Origin of the sequence: Caballeronia sp. LjRoot29 (assembly GCF_964252755.1) — a bacterium.
GTDB lineage: Bacteria > Pseudomonadota > Gammaproteobacteria > Burkholderiales > Burkholderiaceae > Caballeronia.
In genome coordinates, this window is sequence record NZ_CAXUPU020000015.1 from 19,467 (window position 1) to 36,191 (window position 16,725).

16 protein-coding genes and 2 pseudogenes are annotated in these 16,725 nt (G+C 60.2%); 12 read left to right on the forward strand and 6 right to left on the reverse strand.

What is annotated here, in order from left to right; genetic code table 11:
• The first annotated feature begins 214 nt into the window (after positions 1-214).
• Genes ACSQ83_RS17750 through ACSQ83_RS17785 form a run of 8 tightly spaced genes read left to right on the forward strand, consistent with a single transcriptional unit; the run spans position 215 to position 8,123 of the window.
• Entirely contained in the window at positions 215-1,387 is a 1,173-nt protein-coding gene (locus ACSQ83_RS17750) for an acyl-CoA dehydrogenase family protein (protein ID WP_436229123.1), read from the forward strand.
• Complete coding sequence (locus tag ACSQ83_RS17755) at positions 1,384-2,097, forward strand: TetR family transcriptional regulator (RefSeq protein ID WP_414954089.1); 714 nt, start codon at positions 1,384-1,386, stop codon at positions 2,095-2,097. The genes ACSQ83_RS17750 and ACSQ83_RS17755 overlap by 4 nt, the downstream gene beginning before the upstream one ends.
• Positions 2,087-3,436, forward strand: a complete 1,350-nt coding sequence (locus ACSQ83_RS17760) for a phenylacetate--CoA ligase family protein (protein ID WP_436229039.1) — start codon at positions 2,087-2,089, stop codon at positions 3,434-3,436. The genes ACSQ83_RS17755 and ACSQ83_RS17760 overlap by 11 nt, the downstream gene beginning before the upstream one ends.
• A 49-nt stretch (positions 3,437-3,485) precedes the next feature.
• Positions 3,486-4,277, forward strand: coding sequence for an enoyl-CoA hydratase/isomerase family protein (locus tag ACSQ83_RS17765; protein ID WP_436229040.1), 792 nt, complete (start codon positions 3,486-3,488; stop codon positions 4,275-4,277).
• A gap of 60 nt (positions 4,278-4,337) precedes the next feature.
• The gene (locus ACSQ83_RS17770; RefSeq protein WP_414954086.1) at positions 4,338-5,414 is read left to right on the forward strand and encodes an ABC transporter substrate-binding protein; all 1,077 of its coding nucleotides are present in this window, start codon (positions 4,338-4,340) and stop codon (positions 5,412-5,414) included.
• A 10-nt stretch (positions 5,415-5,424) separates the two neighbouring features.
• Positions 5,425-6,306 carry an isocitrate lyase/PEP mutase family protein gene (locus tag ACSQ83_RS17775; protein WP_436229041.1) on the forward strand — a complete coding sequence of 294 codons (882 nt, stop codon included), beginning with the start codon at positions 5,425-5,427 and terminating at the stop codon, positions 6,304-6,306.
• Positions 6,307-6,309: 3 nt separating this feature from the next.
• Positions 6,310-7,575: a 3-isopropylmalate dehydratase large subunit gene (locus ACSQ83_RS17780; RefSeq protein WP_436229042.1), complete on the forward strand. Its 1,266-nt coding sequence runs from the start codon at positions 6,310-6,312 to the stop codon at positions 7,573-7,575.
• A complete protein-coding gene (locus tag ACSQ83_RS17785) occupies positions 7,572-8,123 on the forward strand; it encodes a 3-isopropylmalate dehydratase (protein WP_436229043.1) in 552 nt (183 codons plus the stop codon). Before ACSQ83_RS17780 ends, ACSQ83_RS17785 begins: the two co-directional genes overlap by 4 nt.
• A 76-nt stretch (positions 8,124-8,199) precedes the next feature.
• Here ACSQ83_RS17785 and ACSQ83_RS17790 read toward each other — a convergent pair whose 3' ends face one another.
• The 4 genes from ACSQ83_RS17790 to ACSQ83_RS17805 form a co-directional block, all read right to left on the reverse strand.
• Positions 8,200-9,504 (reverse strand): TRAP transporter large permease, encoded by a 1,305-nt coding sequence (locus ACSQ83_RS17790; RefSeq protein ID WP_436229044.1) that lies wholly within the window; start codon positions 9,502-9,504, stop codon positions 8,200-8,202.
• A gap of 22 nt (positions 9,505-9,526) precedes the next feature.
• Positions 9,527-10,075, reverse strand: a complete 549-nt coding sequence (locus tag ACSQ83_RS17795) for a TRAP transporter small permease (protein WP_436229045.1) — start codon at positions 10,073-10,075, stop codon at positions 9,527-9,529.
• A gap of 14 nt (positions 10,076-10,089) precedes the next feature.
• The gene (gene dctP / locus ACSQ83_RS17800) at positions 10,090-11,106 is read right to left on the reverse strand and encodes a TRAP transporter substrate-binding protein DctP (protein WP_414954080.1); all 1,017 of its coding nucleotides are present in this window, start codon (positions 11,104-11,106) and stop codon (positions 10,090-10,092) included.
• A gap of 81 nt (positions 11,107-11,187) precedes the next feature.
• Positions 11,188-11,919, reverse strand: coding sequence for an IclR family transcriptional regulator (locus ACSQ83_RS17805; RefSeq protein WP_436229046.1), 732 nt, complete (start codon positions 11,917-11,919; stop codon positions 11,188-11,190).
• A gap of 297 nt (positions 11,920-12,216) precedes the next feature.
• Between ACSQ83_RS17805 and ACSQ83_RS17810 the strand changes: the two genes are divergently transcribed.
• The 4 genes and pseudogenes from ACSQ83_RS17810 to ACSQ83_RS17825 all read left to right on the forward strand — a co-directional run.
• Positions 12,217-13,041: a TauD/TfdA dioxygenase family protein gene (locus ACSQ83_RS17810; RefSeq protein WP_436229047.1), complete on the forward strand. Its 825-nt coding sequence runs from the start codon at positions 12,217-12,219 to the stop codon at positions 13,039-13,041.
• A 232-nt stretch (positions 13,042-13,273) separates the two neighbouring features.
• The gene (locus ACSQ83_RS17815; protein WP_436229124.1) at positions 13,274-13,597 is read left to right on the forward strand and encodes a hypothetical protein; all 324 of its coding nucleotides are present in this window, start codon (positions 13,274-13,276) and stop codon (positions 13,595-13,597) included.
• Positions 13,598-13,792: 195 nt separating this feature from the next.
• A pseudogene (locus tag ACSQ83_RS17820) lies at positions 13,793-14,826 on the forward strand (L-idonate 5-dehydrogenase).
• A 215-nt stretch (positions 14,827-15,041) separates the two neighbouring features.
• Positions 15,042-15,185, forward strand: a pseudogene (locus tag ACSQ83_RS17825) (IS66 family transposase); the annotation flags it as partial.
• 809 nt (positions 15,186-15,994) lie between these two features.
• Here the strand turns inward: ACSQ83_RS17825 and ACSQ83_RS17830 are convergent.
• Positions 15,995-16,426 carry a PIN domain-containing protein gene (locus ACSQ83_RS17830; protein WP_414954077.1) on the reverse strand — a complete coding sequence of 144 codons (432 nt, stop codon included), beginning with the start codon at positions 16,424-16,426 and terminating at the stop codon, positions 15,995-15,997.
• On the reverse strand, positions 16,423-16,665 hold the full coding sequence (locus tag ACSQ83_RS17835) for an AbrB/MazE/SpoVT family DNA-binding domain-containing protein (RefSeq protein ID WP_414954117.1): 243 nt from the start codon (positions 16,663-16,665) through the stop codon (positions 16,423-16,425). The genes ACSQ83_RS17830 and ACSQ83_RS17835 overlap by 4 nt, the downstream gene beginning before the upstream one ends.
• Positions 16,666-16,725 lie beyond the last annotated feature (60 nt).

Here is a 16,725-nt window from a genome sequence, read left to right on the forward strand (position 1 = left end):
TGCAGGAATTCCTGTTGACCAGGAACATACTCATCAGTATTATTTGATGACCGAGAATACTACACAGTATTTTTCCAGGTCAACCGATTTGAACCACGCAGGGTCTTCCCGAATGAACATTTCAGCAGGCGCGGCGGTCGCGGTGAACGAACAATCCGCGCACACGCCACTGGTGGCGCCGGTGCTTCCAGCCAAGCAATCCTCCGAGAAAAAGATGGCGGGCGGTGTCGTTTGGGAACCGGAGTTGACGGAAGCGGAAGGACATTGGCATGCGCTCGCGGCGCAGTTGAGCGCGGCCCATTTCGAACCCCTCGCTGCGGCTATCGACCGGGACCAGCGCTACCCGGAAGAAAGCGTGCTGCAACTGCGTGAAAGCGGCATAGCGACCATGCTGTTGCCGCTCGCGCACGGCGGCGGCGGCGCGAGCCTTGTGGGCTACTGCGCGGTGGTCGAGGAGATCGCACAAAGTTGCGCATCGACGAGTGGAATCGTCGCGACCCTTCAGCTTGGCGCGGCGCCACTCCTTCTCATGCGCGACGAGTCGCTCAAGGCGCAGCTCTTGCGCGGTCTGGTGGAACGCGGGGAAGCGGTGTCTTTCGCGTTGAGCGAGCGCGGCGCGGGCTCCGATCCTGCATCAATGACCACGCTCGCCTACCGCGAAAACGACGGCTGGCGCATTCGCGGCCAGAAGTGCTGGATCGGCGGCGGCGGCGCCGCGCATTGGTATGTCGTCTTCGCGCAAACGGCGCCGGGTACAGGCAAGCGCGGGATCGCGGCATTCCTGGTGTCGGCAAAGGAAGCTGGTGTCGACGACACCCGTTTGGAAGATAAGATGGGCATGCGTGGCACGCGCACCAGCACGATCGAACTGGACACCTGGGTCGCGCAGGGCCACATGCTCGCTGCGCCGGGCGAAGGGTTGCGCATGGCGTTTGGATCGCTCGATGTCGGGAGGGTCGGCGTGGCCGCGCAGGCATGCGGCATGGCGCTCGCCGCCTATCGTCTTGCGGTCGGTTACGCGGTCCAGCGGCGCACCTTCGGCGAACTGCTCATCGACCATCAGGCGCTCGGCTTTAAACTGGCGGACCTCGCCTCGCGGCTTTCTGCGGCACGGCTCATGACCTACGAAGCCGCGCGCGTCTACGACGCAGGCAAGGACGTGTCCGTGCTCGCGGCGCAGGCCAAGCTGATTGCAAGCGAGACCAGCCAGTACGTGATCGACGCGGCATTGCAGATCTTCGGCGGCGCAGGCTACGTCAAGCCCAATCCGATCGAGCGGCTGTATCGCGATCAGCGGGTCACGCAAATCTATGAAGGGACTTCCGAGATCCAGCGCCTGCTGATAGCACGCGCGATCCGGGCCCAAGCAACAGGAGATGCTGTATGACAATCGATGTAGAAGTTCCCCCGCCGCGCACCCGCGCGCCCCGCCCGCAGAAATCGCCGAAGGCCGCGACCGGCGGCAGGAAAGCCGCCATCGACGACGACGCCAGCAGCGCGGCGCAGATTCTGCGCGCTGCCGCGAGCGCGTTCATGGTGAAGGGGTATGCCGCAACGAGCATCGACGATGTCGCGGACGTGCTCGGCTGCACGAAGGGCCGCATCTACTATTCGTTCAAAAGCAAGACCGACCTCTTCTTCGAAGTTCATCGCGAAGCCATGCAGATGATCATGACGGAGACGGGAAAGGCCGCTGAAAATGTCGCCGATCCGATTCAGCGGATCGCGGCCATGTCGCGTGCACACGTGCTTGTCATCATGAAAAACATCGAATTCCAATGCGTGGTCGTGCAGGGTCTCGACATGCACATGCATGGCCAGATCACGCCGCAACAACGCAAGAGCTTGCGCGAACTGCTCGCCATGCGTGACCGTTACGAAGCGATGTTCGTTGAGGCGATCGAAGAGGCGATGCGCCGCGAGACATTGCCCAATCAGGATGCACATGTCGTGGTCAAGGCACTGCTCGGCGCGCTCAACTGGACGACGATCTGGTACCGGCCGCGGCGCGGCGAGACCGCCGCGGGGCGCAGTGCGACGGCCGATGGCGTAGTCGGTTTCTGCGTGCGCGGTCTTGGAGCGCCGTATGCAGCCTGACACCGGCGCTGATTGTCATGACGCCCCGCTCGACGCCTGCGAGACATGGTCCCGTGAGCAGATCGCCGCGTATCAGCTGGACCGTCTTCGCACACAACTCGACTATGTAGGACGTCATAGCGATTACTATCGCCGGGTTTTTGCCCAAACCGGCTGGTCGGCATCGCAATTGAAGAGCCTCGACGATTTGCGGGCATTGCCGTTCACGCGCAAGACCGACTATGTGGAAACCGTCACGCGCGTGCCGCCATATGGCGAATTTCGCGCGGTCGATCCCGCCGACGTGCGCCGTATCCATTTTTCATCGGGCACTAGTGGCACGCCGTCACCGCAGTACTGGTCCGACGACGATCTCGACCGTTGGGCAGGCCTCTACGCTCGCTATGCGCACGCGCAGGGCGTGCGGCGCGGCGATGTCTATCAGTGCCTCTTCGGCTATGCGTGGTTCGTCGGGGGCCTGGGCGCCACGGCTGGTTATCAGCGCCTGGGCGCCACCTGCATTCCGGGCGGTAGTCAGGACTCTGAACGACAGATCCGTTCCATCTTCGAATTCGGCGTGAGCGTGCTCACCAGCACCCCTTCGTTCATCGCGCACCTGGCGCAGACTGCGCGTTCAATGGGACTCGATCCGCGTGAGTCCAAAGTGCGCCGGATCATGCTGGGGGGCGAAACCGGTGCGAGCGTGCCGGCAACGCGTGCACGCCTTGAAGCTGACTGGAACGCACAGTGTTTCGATGCCTACGGCAGTCTGGAATTCCAGACCATCGGGCAGGATTGTCATGCGCAGGCGGGGCCGCATCTCGCCGAAGACTTCCTGTATGCCGAGGTGGTGGACAGCAACACCGCCGAGCACGTGCCCGACGGCACGCCGGGCGTCCTGGTCCTAACGCATCTCGACAAGCAGGCGGGTCCGCTCGTGCGCTGGTGGACTGGCGATATCGTCGTGAGGGACAGCACGCTCTGCACGTGCGGGCGCAGGCATGCGCGGCTCGCCGGCGGCGTCCAGGGGCGCGCGGACGATATGCTCGTGGTGCGCGGGGTAAACGTGTTTCCTTCATCGGTGGAGCAGATCGTGCACGGTTTCGAAGAACTCGGCAGCGAGTATCAGATCGTGCTCGACCCTTCCGTGCGCGATGCAAACAGCGGTTTCCTCACCGGCATCCGCCTGCGCGTCGAAGCACTTGGCACAGCGGCATCGCCTGATATCGCCGAGCGCCTCGCTCACGAGATCCGCACCCGCTTACAAGTCCGTGCGCTTGTCGATGTTGTGCCGCACGGCACCCTGCCTCGCAGCACACATAAATCGAAGCGCGTGGTGCGCGAAGGGCTCGACGGATGAAACAGCCCGGGCCCGCGGATCTGCGTCAGTCGCGCATGGAGAGACACGCATGAATCCCGTTGCAGACACTGCGCCGCTCGTGCTGGTTGAAGAGCTGGGCTCGACCACGTTGATACGGATGAACCTGCCCGATAAACGCAACGCCCTTGTTGCGGCCTTGCGCGAAGCGCTCATCGTCGCCTTCGAGGCCGCGCAACGCAACCCTGCGTGCCGCGCAATCGTACTGGCCGGATGTGGTGCAAGTTTCTGCGCGGGAGGCGATCTCGACGGACTCGTCGATCATGATCCCCTCGCCGTGCGCTCCCGGATGGAACGCGGGCAGCGGCTGATCCGTCTTATCGCAGCGGGCGATAAACCCGTCATCGCGGCCGTGAACGGCGCGGCACACGGCGCAGGACTTTCAATAGCCGCCGCGTGTGACTTTGTGATCGCGAGCGCCGAGGCCCGCTTCGGCGCCATTTTCGGCAAGCTCGGGCTCATGGCCGATTTCGGATTGCTGTGGTCACTGCCGCGCCGCATCGGCCTGGCGCAAACGAAACGCGTGCTGTATGCCAGCCGCGTGATCGATGCGCAAGAAGCGCTGACGCTCGGCCTCGCCGACGAACTGGCCGAGTCCGACGCACTGCTGACTCACGCGCTCGCGTTAGCCGATTCATTCGCCGGGACCGCGCCGGTGGCTATCGCCATGACGAAGAGCGCGCTGGCGAAAGGCTGCATCACGCTCGACGACGCGCTGGCGCGAGAGCTCGAAGGACAAACATTGCTTTTCAGCACGTGCGATTTTGTCGAAGGACGCAGCGCATTCCGGGAACGCAGGTCACCTCGGTTCGAGGGCCGATAGACGAAGCCAAAGAAGCATCGCTGTCAACGAACAGATCAAGTAAAAAGGGAGACAAACATCATGAAAACCTCGCCACGCATCGGGTTAGCCGCAGTCCTGATCGGCGTCTGCGTATTGGCATCCGTGCATGCAACCGCCCAGGAGCCGCAGAAAATCACGATCGCGGTAGGCACGACGGTGATAGATGCATCGCAGGCCAACAATACCTCCATCCCGCTTTACACGAAGTGCTGGGAGAAAGAAGGTCTTGACGTCACCATCCAGCCGATCAACTCGACCGCGGGCATGCAGGCAGTGCTCTCCGGACAGGCGCAGTTCGTCAACATGGCGCCGGGCGCGGCGATCGTCGCGCGTTCCAAGGGCGCTCCGCTGCGCTCGGTGTATCTGAACATTCGCCATAATTTTCAGTTTCCCGTCGTGCTGGAATCCAGTCCGATCAAGAGCATCAAGGACTTCAAGGGCAAGACCATCGGCGTGATCTCCTACGGCGCGGTGCTCGTCAATATCATCAAAGGCCAGCTTTCCGAAGCGGGCATCGATCCCGACAAGGACGTGACGTTCGTCGAGACCGGCACGGGCGCGCAAGCGATCACGGCGCTGAGAACGGGCCGCGTCGACATCTGGGGAACGTGGGATTCGCAGATTGCGCTGGCCGAAGACATGGGGCTGAAGCTGCGCGTTTTCACATCGCCGTCGGCAGAAAAACTGACCTTCGGCAGTGCGTATTTTGCCCGGGACGACTACATCAACGCACATCCTGATGTAGTCGCCAAACTGTTGCGTTGCGCGGTGCAGGGAACTCAAATCACGATAGCCGACCCGCGCGGCGCGATCCGCGCACACTGGCAGGAGTTTCCCGCCAGCAAGCCAGCCGGTCTCGACGATGCTGCCGCCATGAAGCAGGCGCTCGCGCTTGTCGACATGCGGATCAAATACCTCAAGCTCAGTCCGGGCGAGCAATGGGGCGAGACACCGCCCGCATCGGCCCAGGCAATGGTCGATTTCCTGCGGGCGAACAAACAGTTGGCAGGACCGGTCGAAGCGAAAGATGTCTACACGAACCAGTTTATCCCCGCCGCGAACCAGTTCGACCCGAAAGCCATCGGTCAGGCGGTTGCGACTTTGCCAAAATCCTGAGGTGCATCTGATGAACCGATTGGACGAACAACATCCGGGGGCGCGTCTGCGAGCCATGCTGGCGCGCCGGGAGGCCGTCGCGGTCCCAGGCTGTCATGACGCGCTCGGCGCCATGCTGATCGAAGCGGCCGGCTTCGAGGCCGTCTACATGTCGGGCTATTGCGTGGCGGCAAGCCGTGGCAAGCCGGATATCGGCCTGATCAGCGGCACCGAGATGATTGCCCAGGCGGCACAGATTGTCGCAGCGGTCGGCTTGCCCGTGCTGGTCGATGCCGATACTGGCTACGGCGACATCTCCAACATTGCTGAAACCGTGCGGAGCTTCGAGCGCGCGGGCGTCGCGGGGCTGCATCTGGAGGACCAGATGGCGCCCAAGCGCTGCGGTGCAATGGCAGGCAAGGCGTTGGTCGACGACACCGAAATGAGCGGCCGTCTGCGTGCCGCGCTACGCGCCCGGAGTTCGCCCGATTTCCTGATCATCGGGCGCACGGACGCCGTTGCGCTGCATGGCATGGACGAAGCAGTGCGCCGTCTCAAGGTCATGGCCGATGCAGGCGCGGACGCAGTGATGGTGCCGTCGCTGTCGTCGATCGACGATTGCCGCCGTGTGGCCGAAGCAGTCAAGGTGCCAGTGATTCACACGGTCGCTGAAACCATCCGTCCGCTTCATTCGCAGTCGGCCCTGGCGCAAACCCGGCTGGGGATGGCGTTGTATCCGATCACGCTGATCCAGGGCATGGTGGGCTGGCAGCGCTCGCTGCTCGAAGCACTGCGTCGTGATGGCAGCACGGCGGAGTTCGTGCCGGATATGACGCCGCTCGCTCAACTGACCGACATGCTCGGCGCATCGCGCTATGCCGCGTTCGAAGCCAGCGTGATCAAGGGCGCCTAACCCATGCCACAGACTCTCGTGCAAAAGATTCTTGGCCGCGCAAGCGGCCGCGCCCAGGTTGAACCCGGGGAAGTCATCTGGGCCGCGCCCGATTTGACCACCATGCCGGAGGTGTCCTATCCGGCCTATGTGAAGCGTCTTGCGGATATCGGTATTGACAGGCTGGTGAACCCAGAGCGCATCGTCGTAGCGATTGATCACGAAACACCCGCACACAGCGTGGCGGCAGCCGAACGCAACCGTCTCACCCGCCAGCTCGCCGTGAAGATGGCAATCGGCCATCTGTTCGATAGCGAGGGCATCACGCATCCGCTGACAGTCGAGCGTGGCCTGGTGCTACCCGGCATGTTCGTCGCGGGCGCCGATACACATACGCCGGGACTCGGCGGCGTGGGCGCGCTCGCCATGCCGTTCGGCATCGAGGTCACGATGATCATGGCGATCGGCCGCATCTGGCTCAAGGTGCCGCAGACGATCCACGTGCGTGTCCACGGCACGCTGCGTCCCGGAGTGAGCGCACGCGATATCGTGCTGCATACCATGCGTCTGATCGGTCCCGATGAAGCGAACGAATGCGTCGTTGAATACAGCGGCGAAGCCATTGCCGCGCTCGGTGTACCTGAGCGTATGACGATTTCCGGGCTGACCGTCGACATGGGTGCGGACGCGGGTCTGGTTGCCGCCGATTCGCGTACGGTCGACTACCTGCGTGCAGCGGGCGTCGCGGATCCGCAGATACTGAAGAGCGACGCGGACGCACTCTTTGCATCGGCCATTGATATCGATGCCAGCACCCTTGAGCCGCTCGTCAGCGTGCCGCCTTCTCCAACCCACGTTCGCAGCGCTGCCGCATTGAGCGGCGTCCAGATCCAGCATGCCTACATTGGCTCGTGCGCGTCGGGCAGTCTCGCTGAACTGCGGGCGGCGGCAGCGTTGCTTGCAGGCCGGCGTGTGCATCGGGACGTGCAGTTGCTCGTCATTCCTGCCACGCGGCGCGTGCATGAGCAAGCGATGACCGAAGGCGTGCTTGGCACACTCATGGCGGCAGGCGCCCAGATAGCGGGTTCGACATGCGGTCCCTGCTTCGGCGGTCTTGCCCAGCTTGCAGCGGGTGAGGTACGCATCAGCACGAGCACACGCAATGATCCGGGCCGGATGGGAAGCGCGGAGGCGCAGATCTATCTTGCCAGCGCGCTGACGGTCGCGGCCTCGGCGCTGGCCGGACACATCGCCGACCCACGCGAATATCTGCACGAGGTTCACTCATGAATACAGGCCTCGCAACCACCGGGCGCTGCTGGAAGCTGCCGGACAACGTCTCGAGCGACGCGCTGATCGCGGCCGAGCACGTTTTCGAATACGATCCGCGGATGTTGCGCAAGCACCTGCTGCACGAACTGCGGCCCGAACTCGCCGGCACGGCAGCACCGGGCGATTTACTGCTGGCCGGTCGACGATTCGCGCACGGCAGCCAGCATAGCCATCCATTCATCGCCATGAAAGAACTCGGCCTTGGGCTGCTCGCCGTCGCACTGACTCGCGCGCCGTTCAGGATTTCGGTCTACATGGGCGTGCCGTTTCTGGAGATTGGTCAGGATGTCTATGATTCCCTGGCTGATGGAGAAACCATCGCGGTGGACTTTTCAGCAGGCGTCATTCGGCAGGTGGACAAGGCTATTGAATATCGTGTCGAGCCGCTGCCACCTTTCGTGATGGACATTGTTTCCGCAGGGGGGGGACTCTCGTTCCTGAAACAGCAGATAAAGGAAGGTCAAGATCTGACCTCTCACGCGGAGATAACCAGATCGCCGGCGTAGTCTGGGGGAATCTGGTGGCTCAGCGGCGGCTGTGCCATGTGCGAATGCCCGAACAAAGTGCACAGCTCGGAAAGGCCTACGAAATGAGATGTGTGAGCCCCGGAAACACCGCGATCAACACTAGCACCAGCATCATGATAAAGACGTAGGGCAAGGTCCCCAACACGATGCGACGAAGGCCGACGTCCGGGGCCACGCTCTGAACCACGAACAGGTTGAGACCCACGGGTGGATGGATTAACGCCATCTCCATGTTGATCACCACGACCACGCCGAACCAGATCAAGTCCCAGTGATACGCGGTAACGACGGGAATCAGAATCGGCATCGTCACGACGATGATCGCAATCGTCTCCATGAAGCAGCCAAGGAAGATCAACAGCAGATTGATCGATATGAACAGTACCCAAGGACTCACATGCGCGTTGCCTACTGCGCTGGTGAATGCAGTAGCGACCTGGCTCGTGGTCATCACATAGCCGAACACAATGGCCGACGCAATCACTGCAAGAATCATCACGCTGCTCTGCGCCGTGTCCAGCAGGATCTTGCGAAAGCGCGGCCAATTCAATTCGCGGTACACGAGTCCGGCCAGCAAAAGACTGGCGACGATGCCGAGCGATGCCGCTTCCTGCGGCGTCGCCAGGCCCTTATAGAGCGAACCCAGAATAATCACGATCAGCAGCGCAAACGGCCCAATGTCTTTCAACGCGACTACCCGTTCCATGACTGTCGCGCGCCTGCGTGGGGGGATATCCGTGGTAATGCCCTTTGCGCGCCTGCGCAACGCCAGATAGATCTGATAGGCCGCAAAGCTGGCCGCCATGATGCCGCCTGGCACGAGCGTCGCCATGAACAGTTTGCCGATGGACTGTTCCGCGATCACGCTGTACACGATTAACGGAATGCTTGGCGGAAGCAAGATGCCGAGCGTGCCCCCCGCCGCGACCGCGCCGCACGCTTCCTTAACCGGGATATCGCGGCGTCGCATCTCGGCGATTGCAAAGCCACCGATCGCGGCCGCTGTCGCCACACTCGATCCCGATACGGCAGCCATCACACCGCATGCAATTGTCGTCGCGACAGCCAGACCGCCCGGCACGCCATCGAGTATGGTCGCGAGTGCGCCGTACAGACGAGCGCCCATGCCGGATGCCGAAACAATGGCGCCCATGAACATGAACATGGGTACCGATGTCAATGTGAAGGTCGCGACCGAACTCCAGTAGGTGCTCGAGATCAGGTTGAGCGCGTCCCACCCGCCGCCGGTAATGAACAGCGACACGAGCGCGACGAACAGGAGCGAGAACGCAATCGGCACGCCGAGTGACAGCACGGCAAGCAGGCCGCCGAACATTCCTGCACCGATCAGCATTTGCATGGGCGTTTTCCTTTGTCGGCGATTAATGCCGGACGATGACGTGCGTCTCGTCGTCCGGCATTTCGTTGCCGATATTCAGCACCGCGAGCAGCATCTTGCCGAGACGTACAACCTGCACGAACGCCAGTAAAGCGCTGCCTATCAGCAAGCATGAATAGGGAATCCAGAGCGGTATCGAAAACATGCCCCAGGATTTTTCGCCGCTTTGCCACGCGTCGAGCCAGAAGTTGTAGCCGAGCCAGAACAGCGTGAGCGCCACAGCGGTCACGATCGCGCACGAGATCATCGTCAGCACCCGTGCCGTGCGCGGGCCGACATGCTGGCCGATTACATCCACCTTCAGATGCCTTCCCTGCCACGCAAGCGTTGCCGTGCCCACGAAAGTCATGTACGCCATCAAATAGGTGGTGACTTCCGTGACCCATACGTCGGAGAGCTTCAGCACTTCGCGCGCGAGCACGCCGTACGATACGACCGCCACCGTGAGCAGCACCGCGCAGCCTACTGACAGCGCAATGGCGTGGCACATGGCATCGAGGAAGCGCGTGACGGGGCGTTTTTTAGCAGGCATTGCGACCTCGTCGCTCACTTGTAGAACGCGAGGCTCTTGTCGAGCAACGCACCCCCGCCCGGCACTTCGGCGCGGAACTTGGGAAAGCTGACTTGCTGGAACAGCGTCTGCCATTGCTTCCACTCGTCGCCGGTCATATTGTGAATCGCGGCGCCGTGATCGGCGAAGAGCTTGGTCACGCGACGGTCATCGGCCTTTGCCGATTCAAACGCGTCCTGCTCGAGACTTTTGCCTACATCGACCATGATCTTTTGCTGCTCGGGCGTCAGTTTGTTCCAGGTCTTCATGCTGATCGCGATAGGCTCGATCGTGTAGTAGACGCTGAAGTTTTCGGGCGAGTTGTAGAACTTTGAGACTTCGTAGATGCGATATGAGCCGAACGTGCCCGACGACGTCCACATCTCGTCGAGCAACCCCAGTTGCATAGCGCTATACGATTCCGAAGACGCCATCGACACCGTGCTCGCGCCCGCCTTTTGCAACGCGGCTTCCATCATCTTGCCGGCCGCGCGAACCTTGGTGCCGGCGACATCGCCCGGTACATTGATTGCCTTGCCTTTTGACGCTACGCCTCCGGATATCTGAATCCAGCAGAGCGTCTTGAACCCAAACGTCTCCGCTTTCGCTTCGACATCCTTCCAGGCGTCCGAGTTGCGAAAGCGGAAGACGTCGTCGGGCGTCTTCCAGAGTCCAGGTAACAGTGTCAGGTTCATCTCCGGAATAGCGCCCGCCGAATAGATATACGGATAGATCGATAAATCAACGGTTCCGTTGCGCAACGCGGTATGCGTCGCGAGCGACTTGACGAGCGACTCCGCCGGGAATATGTCGATATGGATCTTGCCGCCCGACAGCTTCTCCACTTCAGCTGCAAATTTCTTGCCCGTCAGGACCACATAATCGTTTGGATCGTCTGGCCACTGATGTGCCATTTTCAAGTGCACGGAGTCATCGGCTCGAACGGCTTGCGCGAGCGGCAATACCAAGCCAGCGACCGCCGCCGACAGCGCGAGTAATCGAAGCAGTTTCACAGTCGTCTCCTATGCGGGCCTCTTGATCGGCCCTTGTGGTTTTCATTACGTGCGCGGGGGACGAGAAATATCCCGGATTGCTCAAATTTGCGAAGCTTCGATGAGCGCCTTCGTACGCAGCAGCATGGCGCCCATCTCGTCAATGCGCTTGTCCATGCGATACATCGGACCGGCGATGGCAATGCCTAGCACTTCTCTTTGAACGACGACAGGCGCGGCAACCGCGAGCACGTCGCTCACACTCTCGCCGCGCGTGACGAAGAATCCGCGCTCGCGACCGTCCCTGAGGTTATTGATCAACTTCGTGGCGCTGGTGAGCGTGGACGATGTCACAGCTGCAAGCGCTTGCGTTTTTAACCATGCGCGCAGGGTTGCATCGTCGAGAGAACTTAACAGCGCCTTGCCGATGGAGGTGGAATGCAGCGGCTTGATGCTGCCCGCGCTTGCGCTATAACGAATCGTTTGCGGCCCTTCGAGAACCGAAAGATAGACAATCTCGTCATGCTGCCGCTTGCCGACAATCACCGTTTCCTGAGTCTCCTCGCGCAATACTTCCAGGTGCGCTTCGAGCCGCTCCAGATAAGGATCGTGCCGCCCGATGCGTTCGGCCATATCGGCTAAGCGACGCGTCGGATAAAGATCCTTGCGACGGCTCGTCAGGTAGAGATAGCCTCGCTGCACGAGTGTCGCGACAATACCGTGACAGGTACTGACGGGCAGCCCTGCGACCTCAGCGAGCTCGCTCAGCGTGAGCGGCCGCTCGGAAACCGCAAATGCTTCGAAGATACTCAGCGCGCGGTCAGTAGGTTTCATTCGCTTTCGATATCTCGAAGAAATTTTCGACAGAACGAATTCAGTATAAGAAAAAGTCGGTTTGCGCACCAGCGGTGTGAAGCCGGGGATTACCCGAATTTAAACGCTGCATGACCTCGTTCGCGGGATTTCCCATCCTTGACACGCGAATCGACGATTCTTATATTTGAATCGCCTGTTTCGAAAAATTTTTCGAAATAACGAAAAGCTTGAAACTCGAAACTCTTGTGGATGGTCGTGCGCCTGGCGGTAACGCGACCTGCGCTCTTGCATCCGCTCAAAAAGGAAGGGGTTCACATGCAAGTCAGGAAAATTGCTGGCGCTATCGGCGCCGAGATTTTGGAAGTCGATCTCACGGCGGGCATGAGCGGTTCCGATATCGATGGAATTCGTCAGGCCCTGCTCGACCATCTGGTCGTCTTTCTGCGCGATCAGCCACTGACATCGCAACAGTTTCTCGACTTCGCGAGCGCCATGGGAGAGCCGATCGATTATCCGTTCGTGAACGGCGTCGATGGTTATCCGAAAATTATCGAAGTGAAAAAGCTGGAGCACGAGACCGTCAACTTCGGTGGCGTCTGGCACTCCGATACCACGTACCTTGAGATCCCGCCAATGGGTTCGATGCTGCTCTCTCGCGAAGTGCCGCCATATGGGGGGGATACACTTTTTGCGAATCAGCAACTCGCATACGACGCCTTATCGGACACAATGAAAACGCTTTTGGCCGGACTCAAGGGAATCAGTTCGTCAGCGAAAGCTGATGTCTCCCGTACACGAGAAGACCGGATTCGAAGCGATGGTAAAGCAAGCAAGGTCGAGAATTATGTCGCGGAGCATCCGATCGTGCGGACGCATCCGGAGAGCGGGCGCAAGAGCCTTTACGTGAACGTTGCGCACACGATCGGCATTGCGGGGATGACGACAGACGAGAGCACACCATTACTCGAGTTTCTCTTCAAGCATCAGGTCAAGCCGGAATTCACCTGCCGCTTTACCTGGACACCGAATGCTATTGCGTTCTGGGACAACCGGGCCGCACAGCACAATCCTGTCAACGACTATCACGGTTTCCGGCGTGTCATGCATCGCATCACGCTCAAAGGAGACCGGCCTCGCTGACGAAGTTGGCATTGCCATCAGAACTCTTCGCCGGCGGTCAGTCTTTCTTATGACCACGGGCCGCTTAGCGTGGGCGCCGCTTATCAGGTCATCAACGATATCGGTGGCCTGACGCCGGCGCCACGGCTTACGGCAGCACGTATTTCGGCATCACGATCCCGGATAGTTCGCAGAAGGTATTACCGCGGGCGCGACCTACACGCTTGGCAATGCCAAGCTCTACGGCTCCTACATCTATAGCCACGTGTATCCGGCTGACTACCGGAACGATTCGTTCTCCGTTGCAGCAAGCTACTTCATCACGCCCTCGCTGCAATTGATGATGCCGGTTTATATCGACTTCCTGCGTCACGCGAATACAAGCGGAACGCGGATCACGACCGGCCCGACGCTTGACTACTTGCTCAGCAAGCGGACCGACGTTTATGTGGGTGTGGACTACAACCACCTGACCGGCGCATGGACCACGCTGGCGGGTAATGCAGGCTCGAACCAGCCCTTCAATGGCTATAACTCGCTGTTCGAAGCAACGATCGGCCTGCGCCACAGGTTCTGATCGACGCAGCGGCTGGTCATGAATGCGCGCGCCTCTCGCTGCGCGCAGTGGGATCGCAGTGGCGATCATAAGGTACGCCTATTGATCCAGATCGAATCGATCTTGTTCGAGCTGAAGACCTGGCCGTAGAGTGGAGCACGTCCGATGTACCGTTCCATCACCGCTCAATGTACCGCTTAACAAGGGGTTTTCGCCATGCATGCACTCGTGATTCACGCGCCGCTGGATTTGCGCATTGAAGATGTCCCGACGCCCGAACCGGAAGCGCATCAACTGCTGATTCGCGTTCGCGCCGGCGGCATCTGCGGCTCTGATTTTCACTACTTCAATCACGGCGGCTTCGGCACGGTTCGCATCAAGGAACCGATGGTGCTCGGGCATGAGGTATCCGGCGTGGTCTCGCGCGTCGGTGCCGATGTCACCGACATGCCCGTCGGAACGCGCGTGTCGATCAGTCCCAGCCGACCTTGCGGACACTGCGAATACTGCCAGCAAGGTCTGCAGAACCACTGTCTCGACATGCGCTACTACGGCAGTGCATGCGTACGCCGCACGTTCAGGGTGCATTTCGCCAGAAGATCGTGATTGATCGGTCGCAGGCTCATGTTGTGTCGGATGCATTGAACGATGCTGAAGTCGCCATGGCCGAGCCTCTGTCGGTTGCGCTTCACGCGGTACGCAGGGCGGGACCGTTGCTCGGCAAGCGTGTGCTGGTCGCGGGATGCGGTCCGATTGGCGCATTGATCGTCGCGGCAGCGCGACGTGCCGGCGCCGCGCATATCGTCGCAACTGACGTGAATGAGTTTCCTCTGAAAATCGCGTTCGAGGTCGGTGCCGACCACGCGTTCAACATCTTGCAGGCGCCGGATGCGCTCCTGCCGTTCGCTGCGGGCAAGGGCACGTTCGACGTGCTGATCGAGGCCAGCGGCAATGCATCCGCATTGCGTAGCGCATTCGACCCGCTGCGGCCGCGCGGCATCATCGTGCAGGTGGGTCTCGGGGGCGACGTGCCGCTGCCGATGAATTTGATTGTGGCCAAGGAATTTGATTTGCGCGGCGCATTCCGGTTTCATGAGGAATTTGCTATTGCGGTTGAACTGCTCAACAAGCGGTTGATCGACACCAAGCCGCTGATATCCGATATCTTCTCTTACCGCGATTCGCTCAAGGCTTTTGAAACGGCGAACGACCGGTCAAAAGCGATGAAAGTCATCGTGGATTTTGCCTGACCCACGAGGCTGGAAGTACCGAGAACTGCGATAGTTCGAGTCCTGCCAGCGCGGGCGGATCGATTCGATGAACTCGTCCGTCAGTAAATCAAGCGCGGGCGCTGGTTAATGAGCAGGGAGTTCTGCGACCAGATTCATCAACGGTTTGCAGGGACCGTGATATCCCTCGCTTACGAGATGTCGGTTACGCGCAGCAGCGTATCCGCCATTCGCGGCTGACCCAAGCCCTGGTGCCCCTGCATGTCATTGACAAGGGCATTCCGACCGCCGGCCTGCTGGCACACGTGCTTGTTTCGAAACATGGTGATCACCTTCCGTTGTACAGACAAGAACGCATCGTCGCGCGCGCCGGTCTGGCGACCGTTCCGATCGACAAACCGCTCTGTGCTGCGCATGGGAGAGACGTGTTGCTTGCGCGTCAGCTGCTTTTTATTCTAAGGCAGTGTTTTTTCAGGCTTGCTCCATTTACTCCGCGCCGTCAGCATCGGTAGTGGCTCAGCCGCCAGCGCGAGCGTCGCAGCTATCATGGCGGCTACCTAGAGGCCTGAGTCTGGATCGTCTTCATCGACAGCGTTCTGATTACTGGCATGCTTTTCCAGTCGAGCTCGGGAACGTGGACTGCTTTCAAGCCCTGTGCAGATCTGACGAGGAGCTGGCTACACTGCCGGCTAAGATCCGCCCGCAACACTGACTTACCGGTGTGACTGACCGTAAGGAAACGCGGCTGAAGTAGCGAATCAGGACCTAGCCGAGTCCGGGCCCTCAGCGCTCACGGCACACATCGCACTGAACGCGGACGACATCGAGCGCGTGCTGAGCGAACAGGGCAGACGCGCGATTGCGTGCGAGGAGTGGCTGCCGTTGGACCTCGGCCGTCGGGCCCGACTCGGTGTCCACGACCGACGTGCTGCGAATCCTGTTCCAGCCGCCAGACAACTATCGACAGGTCGCGATGCGATACGCGCTGCTGTGCGAGTTGATCCAGATCCGGTCTCACCGGGTGGCTTCAAACCTCACGGGGTGGCTTGGAAGCGATCGCGCTGCTGCTCTGGATCTAGCGATACGAGATTGCGCACGTCGCGCCGTCGATGCACGGCCACTGAGATGAGCAGACACAAATGGTGTCACAGCAGTACCGTATGACGCCTGAATGGAGATCGCAGGGTGATCAGCTTGGCGAATGGAATGGATTGACCACCGTCAACCGGTCATAGATCACCTGGCCATGCTGCATGTCTTCGCTATACAGAACCTCGCAATTTTCAATCAGCGCGAACGCGATGATGCACGAATCGTAGAACCGAAAGCCGTAGTGCTCGGCGACCCGGCGCGCTTCCTTATGCACTTCAAGTGTCAGTGGTACGATTTCGCAGAATTCCTCAACATCGCTTAACAGCGAGTTGATCTCGGGCCACGGAAGGTCCATTTTACGGCGCATGACGAGTGTGACCTCGTTCATTACCTGTGTGCTGATTACGGGCTGCGGATTGCTGCTCACAATTAGCGATTCGGCCCGTTCAGCCTTTGTCTGATCGCCAGAAAACAGATACGCGATCACGTTACTATCGACGGCGAACCGCGTCGGTGCGTCAACGGTCATTCAGCGTTTCCTCTCTCGCTGAGCGATTCCCGATCAAACTTGAAGTCGGCAGGCAGGCGCCCGCGATACTTCCGCAGACGCTCGATCCGTTCATCGACGGTGGGCTTTTTGCTCACGGAGAACGCACCAAATTTGTCGGCGTAGATTTCGATGTCGTCACCTTCCTGCAGTCCGAGCGCCTCTACGACGCTAGCGGGCAGTCGGACGGCAAGGCTGTTGCCCCATTTTGCGACTTGCATAATTACCCCTTTGGATACACATTTTCCATATTGTATATCTTTCTGGGTAATATTAAAATT